16 protein-coding genes and 1 tRNA gene are annotated in these 15,503 nt (G+C 63.4%); 3 read left to right on the forward strand and 14 right to left on the reverse strand.

Annotated elements, in window-relative coordinates:
- Window positions 1-194: 194 nt before the first annotated feature.
- Window positions 195-1,262 (forward strand): serine hydrolase domain-containing protein, encoded by a 1,068-nt coding sequence (locus UB31_RS03585; protein WP_045009829.1) that lies wholly within the window; start codon window positions 195-197, stop codon window positions 1,260-1,262.
- Window positions 1,263-1,337: 75 nt separating this feature from the next.
- Here the strand turns inward: UB31_RS03585 and UB31_RS03590 are convergent, their stop codons facing one another.
- On the reverse strand, window positions 1,338-2,657 hold the full coding sequence (locus UB31_RS03590; protein WP_045009830.1) for an aminotransferase class V-fold PLP-dependent enzyme: 1,320 nt from the start codon (window positions 2,655-2,657) through the stop codon (window positions 1,338-1,340).
- Window positions 2,658-2,914: 257 nt separating this feature from the next.
- Between UB31_RS03590 and UB31_RS03595 the strand changes: the two genes are divergently transcribed.
- Window positions 2,915-4,588 (forward strand): patatin-like phospholipase family protein, encoded by a 1,674-nt coding sequence (locus tag UB31_RS03595; RefSeq protein WP_156175156.1) that lies wholly within the window; start codon window positions 2,915-2,917, stop codon window positions 4,586-4,588.
- Between the two features lie 176 nt (window positions 4,589-4,764).
- Here UB31_RS03595 and UB31_RS03600 read toward each other — a convergent pair.
- The 9 genes from UB31_RS03600 to UB31_RS03640 all read right to left on the reverse strand — a co-directional run bounded on the left by UB31_RS03600 (window position 4,765) and on the right by UB31_RS03640 (window position 10,900).
- Window positions 4,765-4,840 (reverse strand) — tRNA-Phe (locus UB31_RS03600).
- A gap of 197 nt (window positions 4,841-5,037) precedes the next feature.
- On the reverse strand, window positions 5,038-5,220 hold the full coding sequence (gene yacG / locus UB31_RS03605; RefSeq protein WP_045009832.1) for a DNA gyrase inhibitor YacG: 183 nt from the start codon (window positions 5,218-5,220) through the stop codon (window positions 5,038-5,040).
- Window positions 5,221-5,382: 162 nt separating this feature from the next.
- Window positions 5,383-6,012 carry a Maf-like protein gene (locus tag UB31_RS03610; protein ID WP_045009833.1) on the reverse strand — a complete coding sequence of 210 codons (630 nt, stop codon included), beginning with the start codon at window positions 6,010-6,012 and terminating at the stop codon, window positions 5,383-5,385.
- A 158-nt stretch (window positions 6,013-6,170) separates the two neighbouring features.
- Window positions 6,171-6,638 (reverse strand): arsenate-mycothiol transferase ArsC, encoded by a 468-nt coding sequence (locus tag UB31_RS03615; RefSeq protein ID WP_045009834.1) that lies wholly within the window; start codon window positions 6,636-6,638, stop codon window positions 6,171-6,173.
- A gap of 71 nt (window positions 6,639-6,709) precedes the next feature.
- A complete protein-coding gene (locus tag UB31_RS03620; RefSeq protein WP_045002372.1) occupies window positions 6,710-7,207 on the reverse strand; it encodes a UPF0262 family protein in 498 nt (165 codons plus the stop codon).
- Window positions 7,204-8,499 carry a histidinol dehydrogenase gene (gene hisD / locus UB31_RS03625; RefSeq protein WP_045009835.1) on the reverse strand — a complete coding sequence of 432 codons (1,296 nt, stop codon included), beginning with the start codon at window positions 8,497-8,499 and terminating at the stop codon, window positions 7,204-7,206. The genes UB31_RS03620 and hisD overlap by 4 nt, the downstream gene beginning before the upstream one ends.
- Before the next feature lie 250 nt (window positions 8,500-8,749).
- Entirely contained in the window at window positions 8,750-9,193 is a 444-nt protein-coding gene (locus UB31_RS03630; RefSeq protein WP_045002370.1) for a DUF2948 family protein, read from the reverse strand.
- Between the two features lie 82 nt (window positions 9,194-9,275).
- Window positions 9,276-9,935 carry an NAD-dependent epimerase/dehydratase family protein gene (locus tag UB31_RS03635; protein ID WP_045002600.1) on the reverse strand — a complete coding sequence of 220 codons (660 nt, stop codon included), beginning with the start codon at window positions 9,933-9,935 and terminating at the stop codon, window positions 9,276-9,278.
- A gap of 26 nt (window positions 9,936-9,961) precedes the next feature.
- Window positions 9,962-10,900, reverse strand: a complete 939-nt coding sequence (locus tag UB31_RS03640) for an SDR family oxidoreductase (RefSeq protein WP_045009836.1) — start codon at window positions 10,898-10,900, stop codon at window positions 9,962-9,964.
- A gap of 85 nt (window positions 10,901-10,985) precedes the next feature.
- Between UB31_RS03640 and UB31_RS03645 the strand changes: the two genes are divergently transcribed.
- On the forward strand, window positions 10,986-11,651 hold the full coding sequence (locus UB31_RS03645) for a TetR/AcrR family transcriptional regulator (protein ID WP_045009837.1): 666 nt from the start codon (window positions 10,986-10,988) through the stop codon (window positions 11,649-11,651).
- Between the two features lie 6 nt (window positions 11,652-11,657).
- On the opposite strand, the gene UB31_RS03650 is transcribed toward UB31_RS03645, so the two are convergent.
- The 4 genes from UB31_RS03650 to UB31_RS03665 form a co-directional block, all read right to left on the reverse strand.
- Window positions 11,658-12,488, reverse strand: a complete 831-nt coding sequence (locus UB31_RS03650) for an alpha/beta fold hydrolase (protein ID WP_045009838.1) — start codon at window positions 12,486-12,488, stop codon at window positions 11,658-11,660.
- A 24-nt stretch (window positions 12,489-12,512) separates the two neighbouring features.
- Window positions 12,513-13,022, reverse strand: coding sequence for a hypothetical protein (locus UB31_RS03655; RefSeq protein WP_045009839.1), 510 nt, complete (start codon window positions 13,020-13,022; stop codon window positions 12,513-12,515).
- 267 nt (window positions 13,023-13,289) lie between these two features.
- On the reverse strand, window positions 13,290-13,598 hold the full coding sequence (locus UB31_RS03660) for an EthD family reductase (protein ID WP_045002365.1): 309 nt from the start codon (window positions 13,596-13,598) through the stop codon (window positions 13,290-13,292).
- A gap of 183 nt (window positions 13,599-13,781) precedes the next feature.
- The gene (locus UB31_RS03665) at window positions 13,782-15,488 is read right to left on the reverse strand and encodes an FAD-dependent oxidoreductase (protein ID WP_045009840.1); all 1,707 of its coding nucleotides are present in this window, start codon (window positions 15,486-15,488) and stop codon (window positions 13,782-13,784) included.
- Between the last annotated feature and the right edge of the window lie 15 nt (window positions 15,489-15,503).

The raw sequence follows: 15,503 nt of genomic DNA on the forward strand, positions 1-15,503 counted from the left end.
CGTCAGGATCTCGATGTCCTTGAAGCTGCGAACGCGACTGACCCGGTAGTCGCGCCAATAGCGCTGGCGGACCTGCCGATCGCCGCCGTTGCGCTTGCCGCGATTCCCGTAAAGCGTGTGAGATCGCTCACAGACAATTCAGTGGCGTGCTGTGCAAGATCGTGTGCGCAAAATATTTGCGAGGGAGAGCTATCATGACCGATCTAGGCGCTGTCTTCAGCAACCTCGATGGCAAACTGAGCTTCACCGAGGGCCACTCAATCGCGATCCATCAGGGATTGAACCTCAAGAACAATGCGGGCGCAGGCAAGGCCCGCATCAATCCAGACGTGACGATGACGTCCTTGATCCGTATGGACGTGCTGAGCATGAGCAAGACCATCACGGCAGCCGGGGTCGTACGCCAATTGCTCGCCAGCGGCCTCACGCCCGCGCACGGGATCAGACCCTTCTTGCCAGCATCATGGAATGTGAACGCGCAAATCGCGCAACTGACGTTCGCGCACGTTATGACGCATTCCGGCGGCCTGATTGGCGATCAATCCGACTTCGGCCAGCTAAAGGCGTTGTGTGAGTCACCACCGGGAGGCACTCTCGGTGTGGTTCACTACCAAAACATCAACTACTCCCTGCTTCGTGTCCTGCTGGCCTATCTGAGCTGTCCTCTTTCCCTGGGGTGGCTGGAGGCGCGGGCTCAGACTCTTCTACCAACCGTGCTGGCTCAAACTGTGCTGCCGACGGTCACCGCCACCATGTATGCCGACAACATCCAGAGAAACATCATGGCTCCCGCGGGAATCGGTCACGCATCGATTGGCCCGGAATCGCCGACTAACCTTCAAGCGGAGTGGTTCGCAGATGCCCACGATCACCTCGGCGACCAGCATCTTTCGACAAACCCGATACTCGTCTGCGGCGCCGATCACTGGAACATGGACGTTCGCGACTACGGCCGTTTCATCGCACATTTGATCAACGGTTCATTCAGCCCAGACCCGTGGCCGACCATGCGTGACACGCGCGCACCGGGCGCCGCCAGCGCTCTGCCTGCCTATCCGATAGGAGATGCACGCCTTGGCGTTTGGCGATTCCAGGCACCCGACGGCACCGGTAATTTCTATGGCCACAACGGTGATTGGAGCGATGCATTCACGGGTTGGATGGCTTTTAACGGCGGGATCAACGTCACCTTCTTCGCAAACTCAACACTAGGTGCGACCGAACAGGAAAGAATGATACTGGACTCGTGGCTCGCCGCCTGAGGCCACGCGGCAGAAACGCGCGCGCCTTTGCGATTTGGCCGCCTTGAAACGGATCGCCCTCCGCCTTGCGCGCGTTCACCCTGCCTTGGTACCGGTGATGGCAGCAAGCGCCTCGACGAGCCGGTCGAGATCGGCCTCGTCGGTGTAGAGCGCCGGCGTCACGCGGATGCATTGGCCCTTGGCGACGCCCGCCCGGCGAACCGTCAGGACCTTGTAGGTGTCCCTGAGCTTCGCCACGGTGGCGTCGTTGTCGGCCTTGCTGGTCTTGCCGGCGAGGCGGAAGGACGTGATCGCACCATACAGGCCGGCCTCATCCGGCGTCAGGATCTCGATGTCCTTGAAGCTGCGAACGCGACTGACCCAATAGTCGCGCAAATAGCGCAGGCGGGCCTGTTTCGCCGCAGCGCCGATCTGCTGATGGAGATCGACGGCCGCGGGCACCGTCAGCACCGTCGCGAAATTGACCGTGCCGGTGTGGACCCGCGATCGGATGTCGGTGTCCGGGAAATCTTCGTCGCCCATGTCGCGGTCGATATCGGCGAGGCGGTCCTTCTTGATGTAGAGGAAGCCCACGCCGACCGGCGCGCCGATCCATTTGTGCAGGTTGAAGCCGACAAAATCGACCTCGAGCTCACCCAGCCTGAAGTCCATCTGCCCCCAGGAATGGGCGGCGTCGAGGATGGTGTCGACACCCTTGGCCCTGGCCATGCGGGCGATCTCGGTGATCGGCATGATGAGGCCGGTGCGATGGCTGACATGGGTGAGGAGGAGAAGCCTGGTCTTCGGATTCGCCTCCAGCGCGCGGGCATAGGCATCGAGCACGGCCTGGCGGGTGGCCGGCTCCGGCACATCGAACTTAACCACGTCGACACCGCGGCGCGCCTTCAGCGCGTTCATGGCATACTGCATCGAATCGTAATCGAGGTCGGCGTAGAGCACGCTATCGCCGGGCTTGAGCTTGTTGTAGCCGCTGATGAGCAGCTGTAGCGCTTCGGTCGCGCCGCGGGTGAGCGCGATTTCCTCGGGCGCGGCGCCGACCGCCGCCGCCACCTTGGCCCGCACGGAATCGAAATCCGCACCCGCGCGCTGCCGCGCGTAGTAGGTGTTCTGATAGTTGACCATGTCGGACAGACGGATGAACTCGCGCCGCACCGGCTCGGCCATGATGCCCCAAAAGCCATTCTCCAGATTGACGACATCCGGCGTCACGGCATAGAGCCCCTTCACGGCCGTCCAATAGGCCTTGTCGGTGGCGATTGCGGCCGCGGGTCCAGTCAGCTGCGCCGGCAGGCCCTCGGCCGCCATGGCTGGTACCGCCAGCGGCGCGACGGCCGCGGCCGCGAGGCCCTTCAGGATCGACCGGCGGTCGGAAGAAATTGTCTTGATCAGATCCATGTCCACCCTCTGCAATGCGCGCGGCGAAAGGAGCAACGATCAATGGAACGCCAATGACAGGGCGATGACGGTCTGATGATGGCGGGCGTTGCCCGGGTGGGGAATACTGGTGGGCCGCGCAGACCGGCCTCGTCATTACGGGCAGGCCGCGGACCGTCCAGACCCGGACATCGTTGCCGATCCCGCCGAGCTCGCCGCCAGCCTTGCACAATTTGTGGTTTTAGATATCCTTTCATACATATTTCAATGATTGCTTGGTGGCCATCGTGCCTTCAATACAGGTCGCATTTCAGGGGGGCGGTGCACGTTTCGTGGAGATGCTGCCGGTCGCGCACGCCCTCCTCCAGGCCCACAACGACGGAACTGTAAGAATCACGCGCGTCGCAGGCTCCTCAGCAGGATCGATCTGCGCGGCGCTGATCGCCTGCAACGCCGATTTCGCGCAAGTGCGCAAGTTCATAAAGGAGGAGGGGCCGGCGCACACGGCAGGGATGCGCAGATGGAGCTCGACCGTCAGCACCGGACCAATGAGTCCACTCACCAACCGGTTGAAGCTGCTGACGGCGGTATGGAAGGCGTACCGCGGCAAGAGGCTGCTCCGAACGGAGGTGCTGGGCAAGTTCCTGAACGACTTGTTCGCTAAGGCTGCTCCGAAAGCGCCACGGCAGATCGAGGACATCAACAGCCTCGATGGAATTCAGCTCATCATTACCGGATCCGACCTGTCGCAGAGCCGTGGTGTTACATTCAACTCCGGCAATTTGATCGAAAGGATCCTGCATTCATCGGCCATCCCGTTCGCGTTCCGAAGCTATGCCGATGTGATTACATCACCATACGTCGATGGAGGGCTGTGCGAAAACCTCCCCGTCGAGCTCCTATTGGCCAAAGAGGATTTTGACGGCCAGGTGTTTTGCGTTTCGATTGGCGATGAAAGTCCGGCACCTTACGTCCCGAGCGGCTTCAAGGAATATTGCCTGCAACTTGTTTCCGCCTCGATGAATCACAACGTCGATCGCGCCAAGCGGCTCGTCGGCCTGAGCAATCAGTTCGAAGAAATCACCAGCTTGAATACATTCGATTTCGAGGCGGCGATCGCCAAGTTGAATGACGACGCCTGGTATACGCCCTCCTACAATCGAGCCATGAGCAAGCTGTACAAGATCGCTCAGCTTTATGAGATGGTCGGCGTACCGGCGCCATCCAAGCTCTCAGGACGATTGTCCACCGCCAAGATCATGCACTCGCTGTACAAGGTCTTTGAAACGTCTCTGCGACTCCCGGAGTGGGAATACATCAAGGGCGATTTTGTCGTTCGCGCGGAATGCCTGCATCCGCTGCCGCCCAACCTCCTCAGAGGGGGCGATTACGTCGTTCGAACTGCGACCATCCAGGCCAAGGGAGACAATTTGGTCTGCTTCAACTCTTCGGCGCACCTGAATGGCGAGACATCGATCGTTCCGACGGCGTGGACCTGCTTCAATCAAACGCAGAACCGCGAAATCGCGGTGCAGGCCATCCCGGTCAAGAATCCAACCGATACGTCCGCCAAGTCCATCGGCGTTCTTGTGTTCTTCGAAAACCCGATCACGTCGGTGGCGAAGGGGGACATCCTGATCGTCAAATCCCATTTCCTGCTGGACGATGCCATGATTGATCTCAGCAGGAAGGGGAAGGACCACATCTCGATCGAGAATTCTCATTCCATTACGGCTGGGAGTGTCGATATCGTGCTGATCTATCCGACGGCCTTTGGAACGATAACGGCTGCCGGGAAAATCGGTGACGGTAGCGAGGTGTTGCTCTCAAGTGAGAGTTTGCGGGCAAAGCACCTGGACAATCTGCCAAACTACAGCGCGGCCGGCATGAACGTTCAGAATCTGGCGCCGAACGCCCTATTCCATGTCAATTTCTTCAGAAATCCCGGGTAGAAAACACGCCTGCCGCATGTTAGATTGCGACTTGGATGCACACGTCAAAGAATGGAGAGCTGGTATGGATGTCGGTGTGGATAGTGTACTGCTCTGAACGCTGAATCGAGCCTGACTGCCCAAAAAACGTCCCTCGTGCGGGACGTTTTTTGTTTTCCGGTCAGCCGTTCAAAGAATGGTGCCCAGGGGCGGAATCGAACCACCGACACTGCGATTTTCAGTCGCATGCTCTACCAACTGAGCTACCTGGGCGTGCTGAGGGAAGGACCCAAAGAGAAGGTCAAGGCCCATCGAGCGGGCGGTTTATAGTGGGCTGGAAGCGGCCTGTCCACCCGGCTTCGCCAAGAGGCTTCGCCGGGCGCGGCCCGGCTGTGCACAAGGTCGGGCGGCCTCGCCGCGGCTGGCGCGCGGCACGTCAGTAATTCAATTAAAATATTGATATTGCTTAGTTATTCCTCGCCATCCGTCTCGTCGTCGCGACCGGGGATGACGTAGGAGCCTTTCAGCCAGCGGTTCAGGTCGACGTCGCGGCAGCGCGACGAGCAGAACGGGCGGGTTGCCTCCGACTGCGGCTTGCCGCAGATCGAGCAGGTTTTGACAGGGCCGGCGGGCTTTTTGACGTGGTCGTCCATGATCTCGGCAGCGCGTAGGAGGTGAAGGCGTTCAAGAGCCTGTCAACAAACAGGTTCCTCAGGCGTCGGCGCATGCGTTCCACGCAAGGTCGCGCCGGGCCATTCTACTGTGCATGGGGTTGTTTTCGAGATTTTTGTTAGGCCGCGAGGCCAGCGCCGCGCTCACACGGCGGTGGCGTTGAGCCAGCCGAAGCGGATCGGAAAACCCTCGCCGCCGAGCAGGGTCGTGGTCTCGTAGAGCGGCAGGCCGACGACGTTGCTGTAGGAGCCGACCATCTTGACCACGAAGGAGCCGGCGATGCCCTGCACGGCATAGCCGCCGGCTTTGCCGCGCCATTCGCCGGAGCCGATATAGGCCTGGATGTCGTCTTCCGAGAGGCGCTTGAAGCGGACGCGGGTCTCGACCAGGCGCTGCCGGAAGGCCTCGCGCGGCGTAACGAGCGTAATCGCCGTGTAGACGCGGTGGTTGCGGCCCGACAAGAGCCGCAGGCACTGCGCGGCTTCATCGACGAGGTTGGCCTTGGGCAGGATGCGGCGACCGACCGCCACCACTGTGTCGGCGGCAAGGATGAAGGCGCCGCGCAGCTCGTCGTCGAGCTGGACTGATTTGAGCGCCGCATCGGCCTTGGCGCGGGCGAGGCGGTTGGCGCAGGCGCGCGGCAGCTCGCCCCGCTTCGGCGTCTCGTCGACGTCGGCGGGCCGGAGCGCATCCGGCTCGATGCCGGCCTGGTTGAGCAGCGACAGGCGCCGCGGCGAACCGGAGGCAAGAACGAATTTGGGGCGGCCGAGCATCAGCTGATTTTTTGGGGATGAAGCAGGGGGTGAATTGCGCGCGGAACCTATCGGAAGGGGGCTGATTTCACAACCCGGGAACCCGGACTTAAGCGATTCGAGGGTCGCCACATGCCTGTGCCCGCAGTCTGTGACGCCGGTGTTACGGGCGGCGAATGCTACCCGTTCGCCGCGCCGACCTTGGCAAACCGCCGGCGGATGCGCATCAGGAGCTGGTCGCAGACCTCGCGATAAGCGGCGAGCTTCTGGTCGCGGCTGCCTTCGATGGTGGTGGGGTCATGCGTCGGCCAATATTCGACGTCGGCGGCAAGCGTCCGGGTCAGCTCCAGCGCCTTGTGGTGCGCCTCCGGCGACAGCGTGATGATGAGGTCGAAGTTCAGCCCCTCCCAGTCCTCCAGCTCCTCGAAGGTCTGCGGCTTGTGGGTGGAGATGTCTTGCCCCAGTTCGTCCATCACCGCGACCGCGAAGGGATCGAGCTCGCCTTTTCTCGCGCCGGCCGATTTCACGTAGAGGCCTTGCGGAAACATGTGCCGCAGCAGGCTCTCCGCCATCGGCGAGCGCACGCTGTTCATCGCGCAGGCGAACAGCACCGATTGCGGATCGCGTGCGCGTGGCGGACCCGCCATCGCGCCTAGCCTCTCTTGATAGAGGGCATGGCCTTGTCGGAAAACCGCTGCGCACTTTTCCGGGCCATGCCCTAGCCTTTCCAGTGCAGAACAGTGATGAGCGTGAACAGCCGGCGCGAGGTCTCGAAATCGATCCGCACCTTGCCCTTCAGCCGCTCCTGCAACGTGCGCGAGCCCTCGTCATGGATGCCGCGGCGGCCCATGTCGATGGCCTCGATCTTGTCCGGCGTCGCCGTCCGGATCGCCTGGTAGTAACTGTCGCAGATCATGAAATAGTCCTTCACGATCCGCCGGAACGGGGTCAGCGACAACAGATGCGCGACCACGGGCGTGCCGTCCTCGCGGCGGATGTCGAACATCAACCGGCTGCCGGTGATACCGATATGCAGCGTGAACGGCCCTTTCCCATCGGCGCCGTCGGGCGCGAACAGGTTCTGCTCGATCAAATCGTAGATCGCGATCGCGCGCTCATGCTCGATGTCCGGCCCGGAACGGCCGATCGAATCCTCATCGAGGGTGACCGCGACGATGCGATTGGTCGAGTCGTCCTGTTCGGGCGGCTTTGTCATGACAAATTGAGGCGCAATCCAATCGAGCGCGAATGGGCATCTAACCCCTCCGCCTTGCCGAGCGTCATCGCGGCTGGACCGAGCGCACGGAGCTGATCCGGGCCGCATTTCAGGATCGAGGTGCGCTTGATGAAGTCGTGCACCGACAGGCCTGAGGAGAATCGCGCCGAGCGCGCCGTCGGCAGCACATGATTGGAGCCGCCGACATAATCGCCGATCGCCTCCGGCGTATGCGCACCGAGGAACACTGCGCCGGCATTGCGGATCTTTGCGGCGAGCGCATCCGGATCGGTCGTCATGATCTCGAGATGCTCGGCGGCGATCGCATCTGCAAGCGGGATCGCCTCAGCGAGATTCTTCACCATGATGATCGCGCCGAAATCAGCCCAGGAGGCGCCGGCAATCGCGGCGCGCGGCAGCGTCTTCAGCTGCGCCGCGACGGCCTTTTCAACATCAGCGGCAAGCCGCACGGAATCGGTGATCAGGATCGACTGCGCGCTGGCATCGTGCTCGGCCTGCGCCAAGAGATCAGCGGCGATCCAGTCGGCATTGCCGGTGTCGTCGGCGATGACAAGCACCTCGGAGGGGCCCGCGATCATATCGATGCCGACCTTGCCGAACACCAGCCGTTTTGCGGCGGCGACATAGGCATTGCCGGGGCCGACGATTTTTGCGACCGGCGCGATCGTCGCGGTGCCGTGCGCAAGCGCGGCCACGGCCTGCGCGCCGCCGACGCGGTAGATCTCGCTGACACCGCCGAGTTTTGCGGCCGCGAGCACCAGCGGATTGAGCTTGCCGTCGGGCGACGGCACCACCATCACGACGCGCGAAACGCCGGCGACTTTCGCGGGCACCGCATTCATCAGCACCGAGGACGGATAGGCCGCAGTGCCCCCGGGCACGTAGAGGCCGGCGGATTCGATCGCAGTGTAGCGCCAGCCGAGCTCGACGCCGAGCGGGTCGGTGAAGCGCTCGTCCTTCGGGAGCTGGCGCCGATGATAGGTCTCGATGCGGTCGCGCGCGAGCTTGAGCGCATCCAGCGTTGCGGCATCGCAGGCCTTCACGGCGGCCTCGATCTCGGCAGCAGTGACGCGCAGGCCAGATGCATCCAGCGTCAGCCGGTCGAACTTTGCCGTGGCCTCGAGCAGAGCCGCGTCGCCGCGTTTGGCCACGTCATCGACGATGGCGCGCGCGGCGGCCTCGACGTCGGCCGAGACCTCGCGCTTGGCGGCGAGGAAGGCCGAGAATCGCTGGTCAAAATCGGCGCTGCTGCGGTCGAGGCGAACGGGCATTTTTCGATGGTCTTTTGGCTGGTCTTTGGGGGCGGATCGGCGTCACAAGGCCCCCTGCTCAATGGCGCGGCGGGGAAGCGACGTCAACCCTTGGGAGATGTCGTCCCGGCGAAGGCCGGGACCCATAACCACCAAAGCTAATTGTTGAGCAAAATGGGGCCACATCTCGTTTTAACAACTATGCCCTGGGGCTATGGGTCCCGGCCTTCGCCGGGACGACACTGGATATGTGGCATGCGGTATCCGTCCCTCATCCCTCGACCCCCAGCCCCGTTCCCAGCTCGTCCGCCCCCAGATCAGTCAGCTCGCATTCCAGGCATTCGACGTCGAGGCGGATGGCGCCGCCCTGGGCGAACAGCAGCAGCGCGCTGCCGCCGGGCTCCTCGTCGCGGCCGTCCCGGGGGTGAAACTCGATACCGACGAGGTCCAGAACCGTCTCCGACGCCGCAAGATCGATGTCGCGCGACTTGCAGGCGAGCACCCGGTCGAAACGGAGCGCCGAAACCAGCCGGCGCGGCTCGGTTTCGCCGTCCAGCGTCTGCTCCCAGTCCAGCCGGCTCATGCCGACCACCAGGCGCTTCTCGCCCTGCCGCCAGATGATGTCGGAGGCTTGCACCAGAGCATCCTGCACATGGGTCGAGATCACCGCGAGATCATCGGCGTCGAGCGCGATCAGTTTAAGCTGGGGAGACATTCGCCGGCCCTTCTCCTGCGATGCAGATGCGGCACAACGCGCGGAGGTGCCAAAATATCCGCAAAACTAACCAGAGGGCGGATTAGAGCCCATTGATATGCTCCATCTCCAGCACTTTCCGCGGATAGCCCTCTCGCGCAACCCGGATCATGCCGCGGCCGATCTGCTCGGTCGAGGTGACCAGGCGAGGCGCAAGGCGGCGCAGCACCGACCACAACGGCCAGGTCACATCGTAGACGGCCTGCACCCAGGCGGTCTTGGAGCGTACGCCGTGCAACGGCTGGATCACGCCGGGCCGGAACATGAAGGCGGCCTTGAACGGCAGCTTGAGCAGGTCGTTCTCGGTCTTGCCCTTGATCCGCGCCCACATCCGCGAGCCCTGCTCGGTGGAATCGGTGCCGGCGCCGGTGACATAGGTGAAGGTCATCTGCGGATTGAGCCGCGCAAGCGTCGTCGCCGCAGCGAGCGTGATGTCGTAGGTGAGATGGCGGTAACGGTCCTCGCTCATGCCGATCGAGGAGACGCCGAGACAGAAGAAGCAGGCATCGAAGCCGGTGAGCTGCGCCTCGATCGCCGAATAGTTGGTGAAATCGTCGTGGATGATCTCGGTGAGCTTGGCGCTGCGCACGCCGGTCGGACTGCGCCCGACCACCAGCACGCGTTCGATGCCGGGATCGATCAGGCACTCGCGCAAAACACCCTGCCCGACCATGCCGGTCGCGCCGAAGACAATGACTCGCATCGGGACGTCCCCCACGATGTCGCGGCTCATGCGGCGGCCGCGATCTCGTCGAAGGATACACCGGTCAGCGTTGCCGAGACATCCCACAGCATGGCCGCCGCGGCGAAATCCTTCGCCTGCCGCATGACCCTCGCCGGCACCGGCGGCCCCTTCAATTCGTAGAACCAGTTCGGACCGTAGTAACCGCCGGGCTCCGCGGCCGGAGAGGTCGCCGCGAACAGGGTAGGCAGCGCGCCTTCAGCCGCGGACTGACTGATGAAGGGCTGTAGCCAACGGCTCACGCGCGACTGGAAGGTGTTGGCGCCCGGGCCGTTCGGAATGAGATCGGTGCGTGCATAGCCTGGATGGGCCGCGACGCTTCGCACGCCCCAGCCGGCCGCGTCGCTGCGGCGCTGCAATTCGAGCGAGAACATCAACATCGCGAGCTTGGACTGGCAGTAAGCACGCCACGGACGATAGGACCGCCGGCTCTGGAGATCGTCGAAATTGATCGCGCCGGAGCGGTGCGCAAGGCTCGAGAGATTGACGACGCGCGCGGCCTTTGCGCGGCGCAGCTGCGGCAGCAAGCGCGCCGTCAGCGCGTAATGGCCGAGATAGTTGGTGCCGAGCTGCATCTCGAAACCATCCTCGGTCTGCTGCCGCTTCGGCAGCGCCATCACGCCGGCATTGTTGACCAGGAGGTCGAGCTGATCATTGCTGGAGGCAAAGCGCCTGGCAAAATCGGCGACGGAGGCGAGGCTCGCGAGATCCAGGCGCTCATAGGCGATCAGCGCGTTGGGAAACTGCTCGCAAATGCGCTCGATCGCCCGCAGGCCCTTTGCGTCGTTGCGCCCCGTGAGTATGACGATGGCTCCGGCGCCCGCTAGCGCCAACGCCGTCTCGTAGCCGAGGCCGCCCGTGGCCCCGGTGACGACGGCCGTCTTGCCGCTGAGGGAGGGAATGTCTGCCGTACTCCAGTCGGTCATGCCTTAATCTCCTGTCAGGGGTTGGAAGAGCCCCGCGACCGGTCTAAATGTGCACTTAGTGCAACTTTGCAAGAGGTGAAAGAATTTGAAGGTTTCGAAGCACGCCGGGAAACAGGCCAAGAAACAGGCGAAGCAACGCGCCAAGCCCTTGTCCTCAGGAGGAAAATCGCCGGCGGTGCCGGGCCTGAGGCAGCGCAAGCGCGAAGCGACCCGCGAGCGGCTGACCCGCGCGGCGATGGCGCTGTTCCTGGAGCGCGGCTTCGAGACCACGACCATCGACGACATCGCAGCCGCCGCCGATGTGTCGCGCCGAAGCTTCTTCCATTACTTCGCCTCGAAAGAGGACGTGGTTGCCGCCTGGCAGGAGGATGCTTCAACCGCCCTCGTCGCCGCGATCATCGCCAGGCCTGCAGACGAATCCTTGCTGACGGCCGCGGAAAACGCGATTGCGGCGGCGGTCAAACGGCTCGATCCGACCGAGGCGGCCGCGATGGCACGGCTCAAACGTGACAATCCCGCGCTTCAGGCGCGCGACCAGCTCAAATACGAGAAGCTCGAACGCGCGCTGGCGGAAGGGCTTGCGCAACGCTCCGGCCGCAAGTCGGACCAGTTGAAGGCGCGGCTCGTCGCCATGATCGCCACCGGCGCGATGCGCGTCGGCGGCGAGAGCTGGCTCTGCGAAGGCACCCGCGACAAGCCGGAGGCTTTCGTGAAGCGGACCTTTGACGCGATCAGGGAGATATTGAAGTGATCCGCTTCAGCATCGCTCCTTGAAGAACGCCAGCAGGTCCGCGTTGATGGTCTCGGCATGCGTCGTCGGCATGCCATGCGGAAAGCCCTTGTAGGTTTTCAGCGTGCCCTTCTTGAGCAGCTTCGCCGACAGCGGCGCGGAATCGGCGTAAGGCACGATCTGGTCGTCGTCGCCATGCATCACCAGCACGGGCACGGTGATCTTCTTCAAATCCTCGGTGAAATCGGTCTGCGAGAACGCGACGATACCGTCGTAATGCGCCTTCGCGCCGCCCATCATGCCCTGGCGCCACCAGTTCTGGATCACCGCTTCCGACGGTTTTGCGCCGGGGCGGTTGTAGCCGTAGAACGGGCCGGCGGCGACGTCGCGATAGAAGCTCGATCGGCCGGCGGCGAGCTGAACCTGGAAATCGTCGAATACACTCTTCGGCAGGCCGCCGGGATTGGCCTCCGTCTTAACCATCAGCGGCGGCACTGCGGAGAGGATCGCGGCCTTCGCGACCCGGCTCTCGCCGTGGCGGGCGATGTAGTGCACGACTTCGCCGCCGCCGGTGGAGTGACCGACGTGAATGGCGTTCTTCAGATCGAGATGCGCGGTCACCGCCGCGAGGTCGTCGGCGTAGTGATCCATGTCATGGCCGTCAGCGACCTGCGACGAGCGGCCATGGCCGCGGCGGTCATGGGCGATGACGCGGTAGCCGCGAGTGACGAAGAACATCATCTGCGCATCCCAATCGTCCGCCGACAGCGGCCAGCCATGGCTGAACACGATCGGTTGGCCCGAGCCCCAGTCCTTGTAGAAGATCTCGACGCCGTCCTTGGTGGTGATGATGGGCATTGGATGGGCTCCTTCAGTGAGAGATCAGGCGAACGCCATCGGCCTGTAGCGGCGCCAGGCGCCGATAGTCACCAGCACGAAGAACAGCAGCACAAGACCCTGCACCACGGCGAACACCGGGCCCGACGGCGGCGCCGGCGGCACGGCCGGTGCGAGCGCGGCCAGCGCCGGCACCTTCAGGAACGACTGGATGATCAGCACGAAGACGTTGAAGTAGAGCGAGATCATCGCGGTCACGACATAGACCGGACGCCAGGCGCCCTTGAGCTTCATGCCGTAGAGCGCGATGCAGGCGATCGCGAGCAGCACCAGCGAGATGGCGGCGATGATGTACGAGGGCAGCAGCTCCTTGAACGGAAACAGGAAGCCCGTCGCATTGGTTAGGATGGTGAAGAGCAGGAAGATCGCGGTGAGGCCCGGCATCGGCTTCGAACCGAGCAGGCCGAACATCACGATGAGGCCGGCGGCGATGGCGATCAGGCTGATGATGACATGGACTAGCGTGAAGGCGGGCAGGCTCAACCCAAGAACCATGGCATCTCTCCTACTCTCAATATTGAGATCAGCAGGATGGTATTACGCGCCTCATCGGATTGCTACATGCGCCGGCATCACACATGCGTACGAAGCCATGCGTCATCGTGCGAATCGACAAACGCATGGCTGATTTTTTTGCATCACTGTCGCAATGGACAGCAGTTTGTAGCCCGGATGGAGCGCAGCGAAATCCGGGGTTCTCGCGCCTGGATAATGCTGTCCCGGATTACGCTTCGCTCCATCCGGGCTACGAGCTTGCAGGTTTCAAACTTCCTTGGTGTCGAAGATCAGCAGATCGGCGCCGCCACTGGCGAATTTCGGCACGTCGCCCGCTGCCGCCTTGCCTGCTTCGCTGCCGAATGCCGCCTGGATATCGGCCACACTGTTGAAGGAGAGAATGGCGACGAGGTGGACTCCGGAAGGTCCGGCGGGGGAGCCGACCGGCCCCGTGCTGACCGCGTATTTCTTCAGGCCGGGAAGTTTCTTGGCGAGCGGAATGTGGGTCTCGGCATAATGCTTGTCGAAAGCCGCAGCATCCTTGGGCGTCTTGTAGAGCACGACGAGTTCAGCCATTTAGTCCTCCCGTTGAAGCTTTTGTTCGTTTCGCGGGCGATGCGCCTCGCGACGAGGCGATAGTCCGCGGGACACGGCAAAACCGCAAGTCACATTCGACTTGCCATTCCCTTGTCTTCTCCTTGACTTATTATTTGAGCACGATCTTTCGGAAAACCGCTGCACACTTTTCCGGATCGAGCTCTAAAGCGCCGGTTTTGCGGCGTCGCCGAGATAGCCGTGCAGGGAGGCCACCACTTGCGCGCCCTCGCCGATGGCGCCGCCGACGCGCTTGACCGAGCCGGAGCGGACGTCGCCGACGGCATAGACGCCGGGGACGGAGGTCTCGAGCGGGGCCACGAGCCGGCCCTGGTTCTGCTCGGACTGCGCGCCGGTGACGACGAAGCCGCCGCGATCGAGCGTCACGCCGCAGCCATCGAGCCAGCCGGTGGCAGGATCGGCACCGACGAACAGAAACAGATTCTTGATGTCGGCGGAATCCTCGTCCGCAGACAGCCGGCTGCGCAAGCGGATGCGCCGCAGCAGCGAAGCCTCGTCGCCCTCGAGCGCCGATATCTCGGTGTTGAACATCAATTCGATGTTCGGCGTCGCTTCGATGCGCTCGATGAGATAGCGCGACATGCTGGCGCCCAGACCACCGCCGCGGATGATCATCAGCACCTTCTTGGCATGACCCGACAGGAACACCGCTGCCTGGCCTGCCGAATTGCCCGCGCCGACCAGGGCCACCTCTTCGCCGGAGCAGAGCCGCGCCTCCACGGGGGACGCCCAGTACCAGACGCCGCGGCCCTCGAATCTGTCGAGGTTCTCGATCTCCGGCCGGCGATAGCGCGCGCCGCTTGCGACCACCACCGCGCGCGAGCGCAGGGGATCGCCGCCGTCGATCGCCACTGAAAATGCGCCGTCGGTGCGCGTGCAGTCGAGCGACTTCACCGTCATCGGGATCATGATGTCGGCGCCGAATTTTTGCGCCTGGTTGAAGGCGCGGGCCGTCAGCGCCTGGCCGGAAATGCCGGTCGGAAAGCCGAGATAATTTTCAATGCGCGCGCTGGCGCCGGCCTGGCCGCCGAAGGCGCGGGTGTCGAGCACGGCGACCGAGAGTCCTTCGGACGCTGCGTACACCGCGGTAGCGAGTCCCGCCGGCCCGGAGCCGACGATCGCGACGTCGTAGATGCGATCGTTGCGCGGGCCGCCGATCATGCCGATCGCGCGCGCAAGCTCGGTCTCGCCGGGGTTGCGCAGCACGGTACCACCAGTCGTGACGACCAGCGGCCAGTCCTCAGGTTTTGGCGAATAACGCGCGATCACCTCAGCGGCGTCGCGATCGCGCTCGGGACAGAGCAGATGATGCGGCTGGCCGTTGCGGGTGAGAAAGCCCTGCAAGCGGACCACGCCGGCCGAATGCGACGGCCCGATCAGCACGACACCGCCGACGCCGCCCTGGAGCAAATTGACCCGGCGCAGGATCAGCGCGCGCATGATGCGCTCGCCGAGCTCGGCCTCGGCGACCAGCAGCGCGCGCAGCCGCTCCGGCGGCAGCAGCAGCGTCTCGACATCGCCCTCGGCGCGGCCGTCGACCAGCGCCGGCCGCCCGGAGAGCTGGCTGAGCTCGGCCAAAAATTGCCCCGGCCCCTGGTCGATCAGCGGGGTGACATGACCGAGCCCGTCGCGCTGGGTGAGGGCGACATGGCCCTTCAGCACCACGAACATGCCCTGCCCCGGCTTGCCGGTTTCGAACAGCAGCTCGCCATGCGAATAGCTGCGCAGCTCGCCGAAATGCCGCATACGCGTGATCTCGGCGGGTGTCAGCGCCGGAAATGTCTGTTCGGGGCGAGAGAACCGCGACATCTGCGTATCCCCGTCGGTTCGTTTCGTTCCGTCCTGCCCCATGGCCACGTCCACTTA

Origin of the sequence: Bradyrhizobium sp. LTSP849, from assembly GCF_000938255.1 — a bacterium.
In the GTDB taxonomy this organism is placed as follows: domain Bacteria; phylum Pseudomonadota; class Alphaproteobacteria; order Rhizobiales; family Xanthobacteraceae; genus Bradyrhizobium.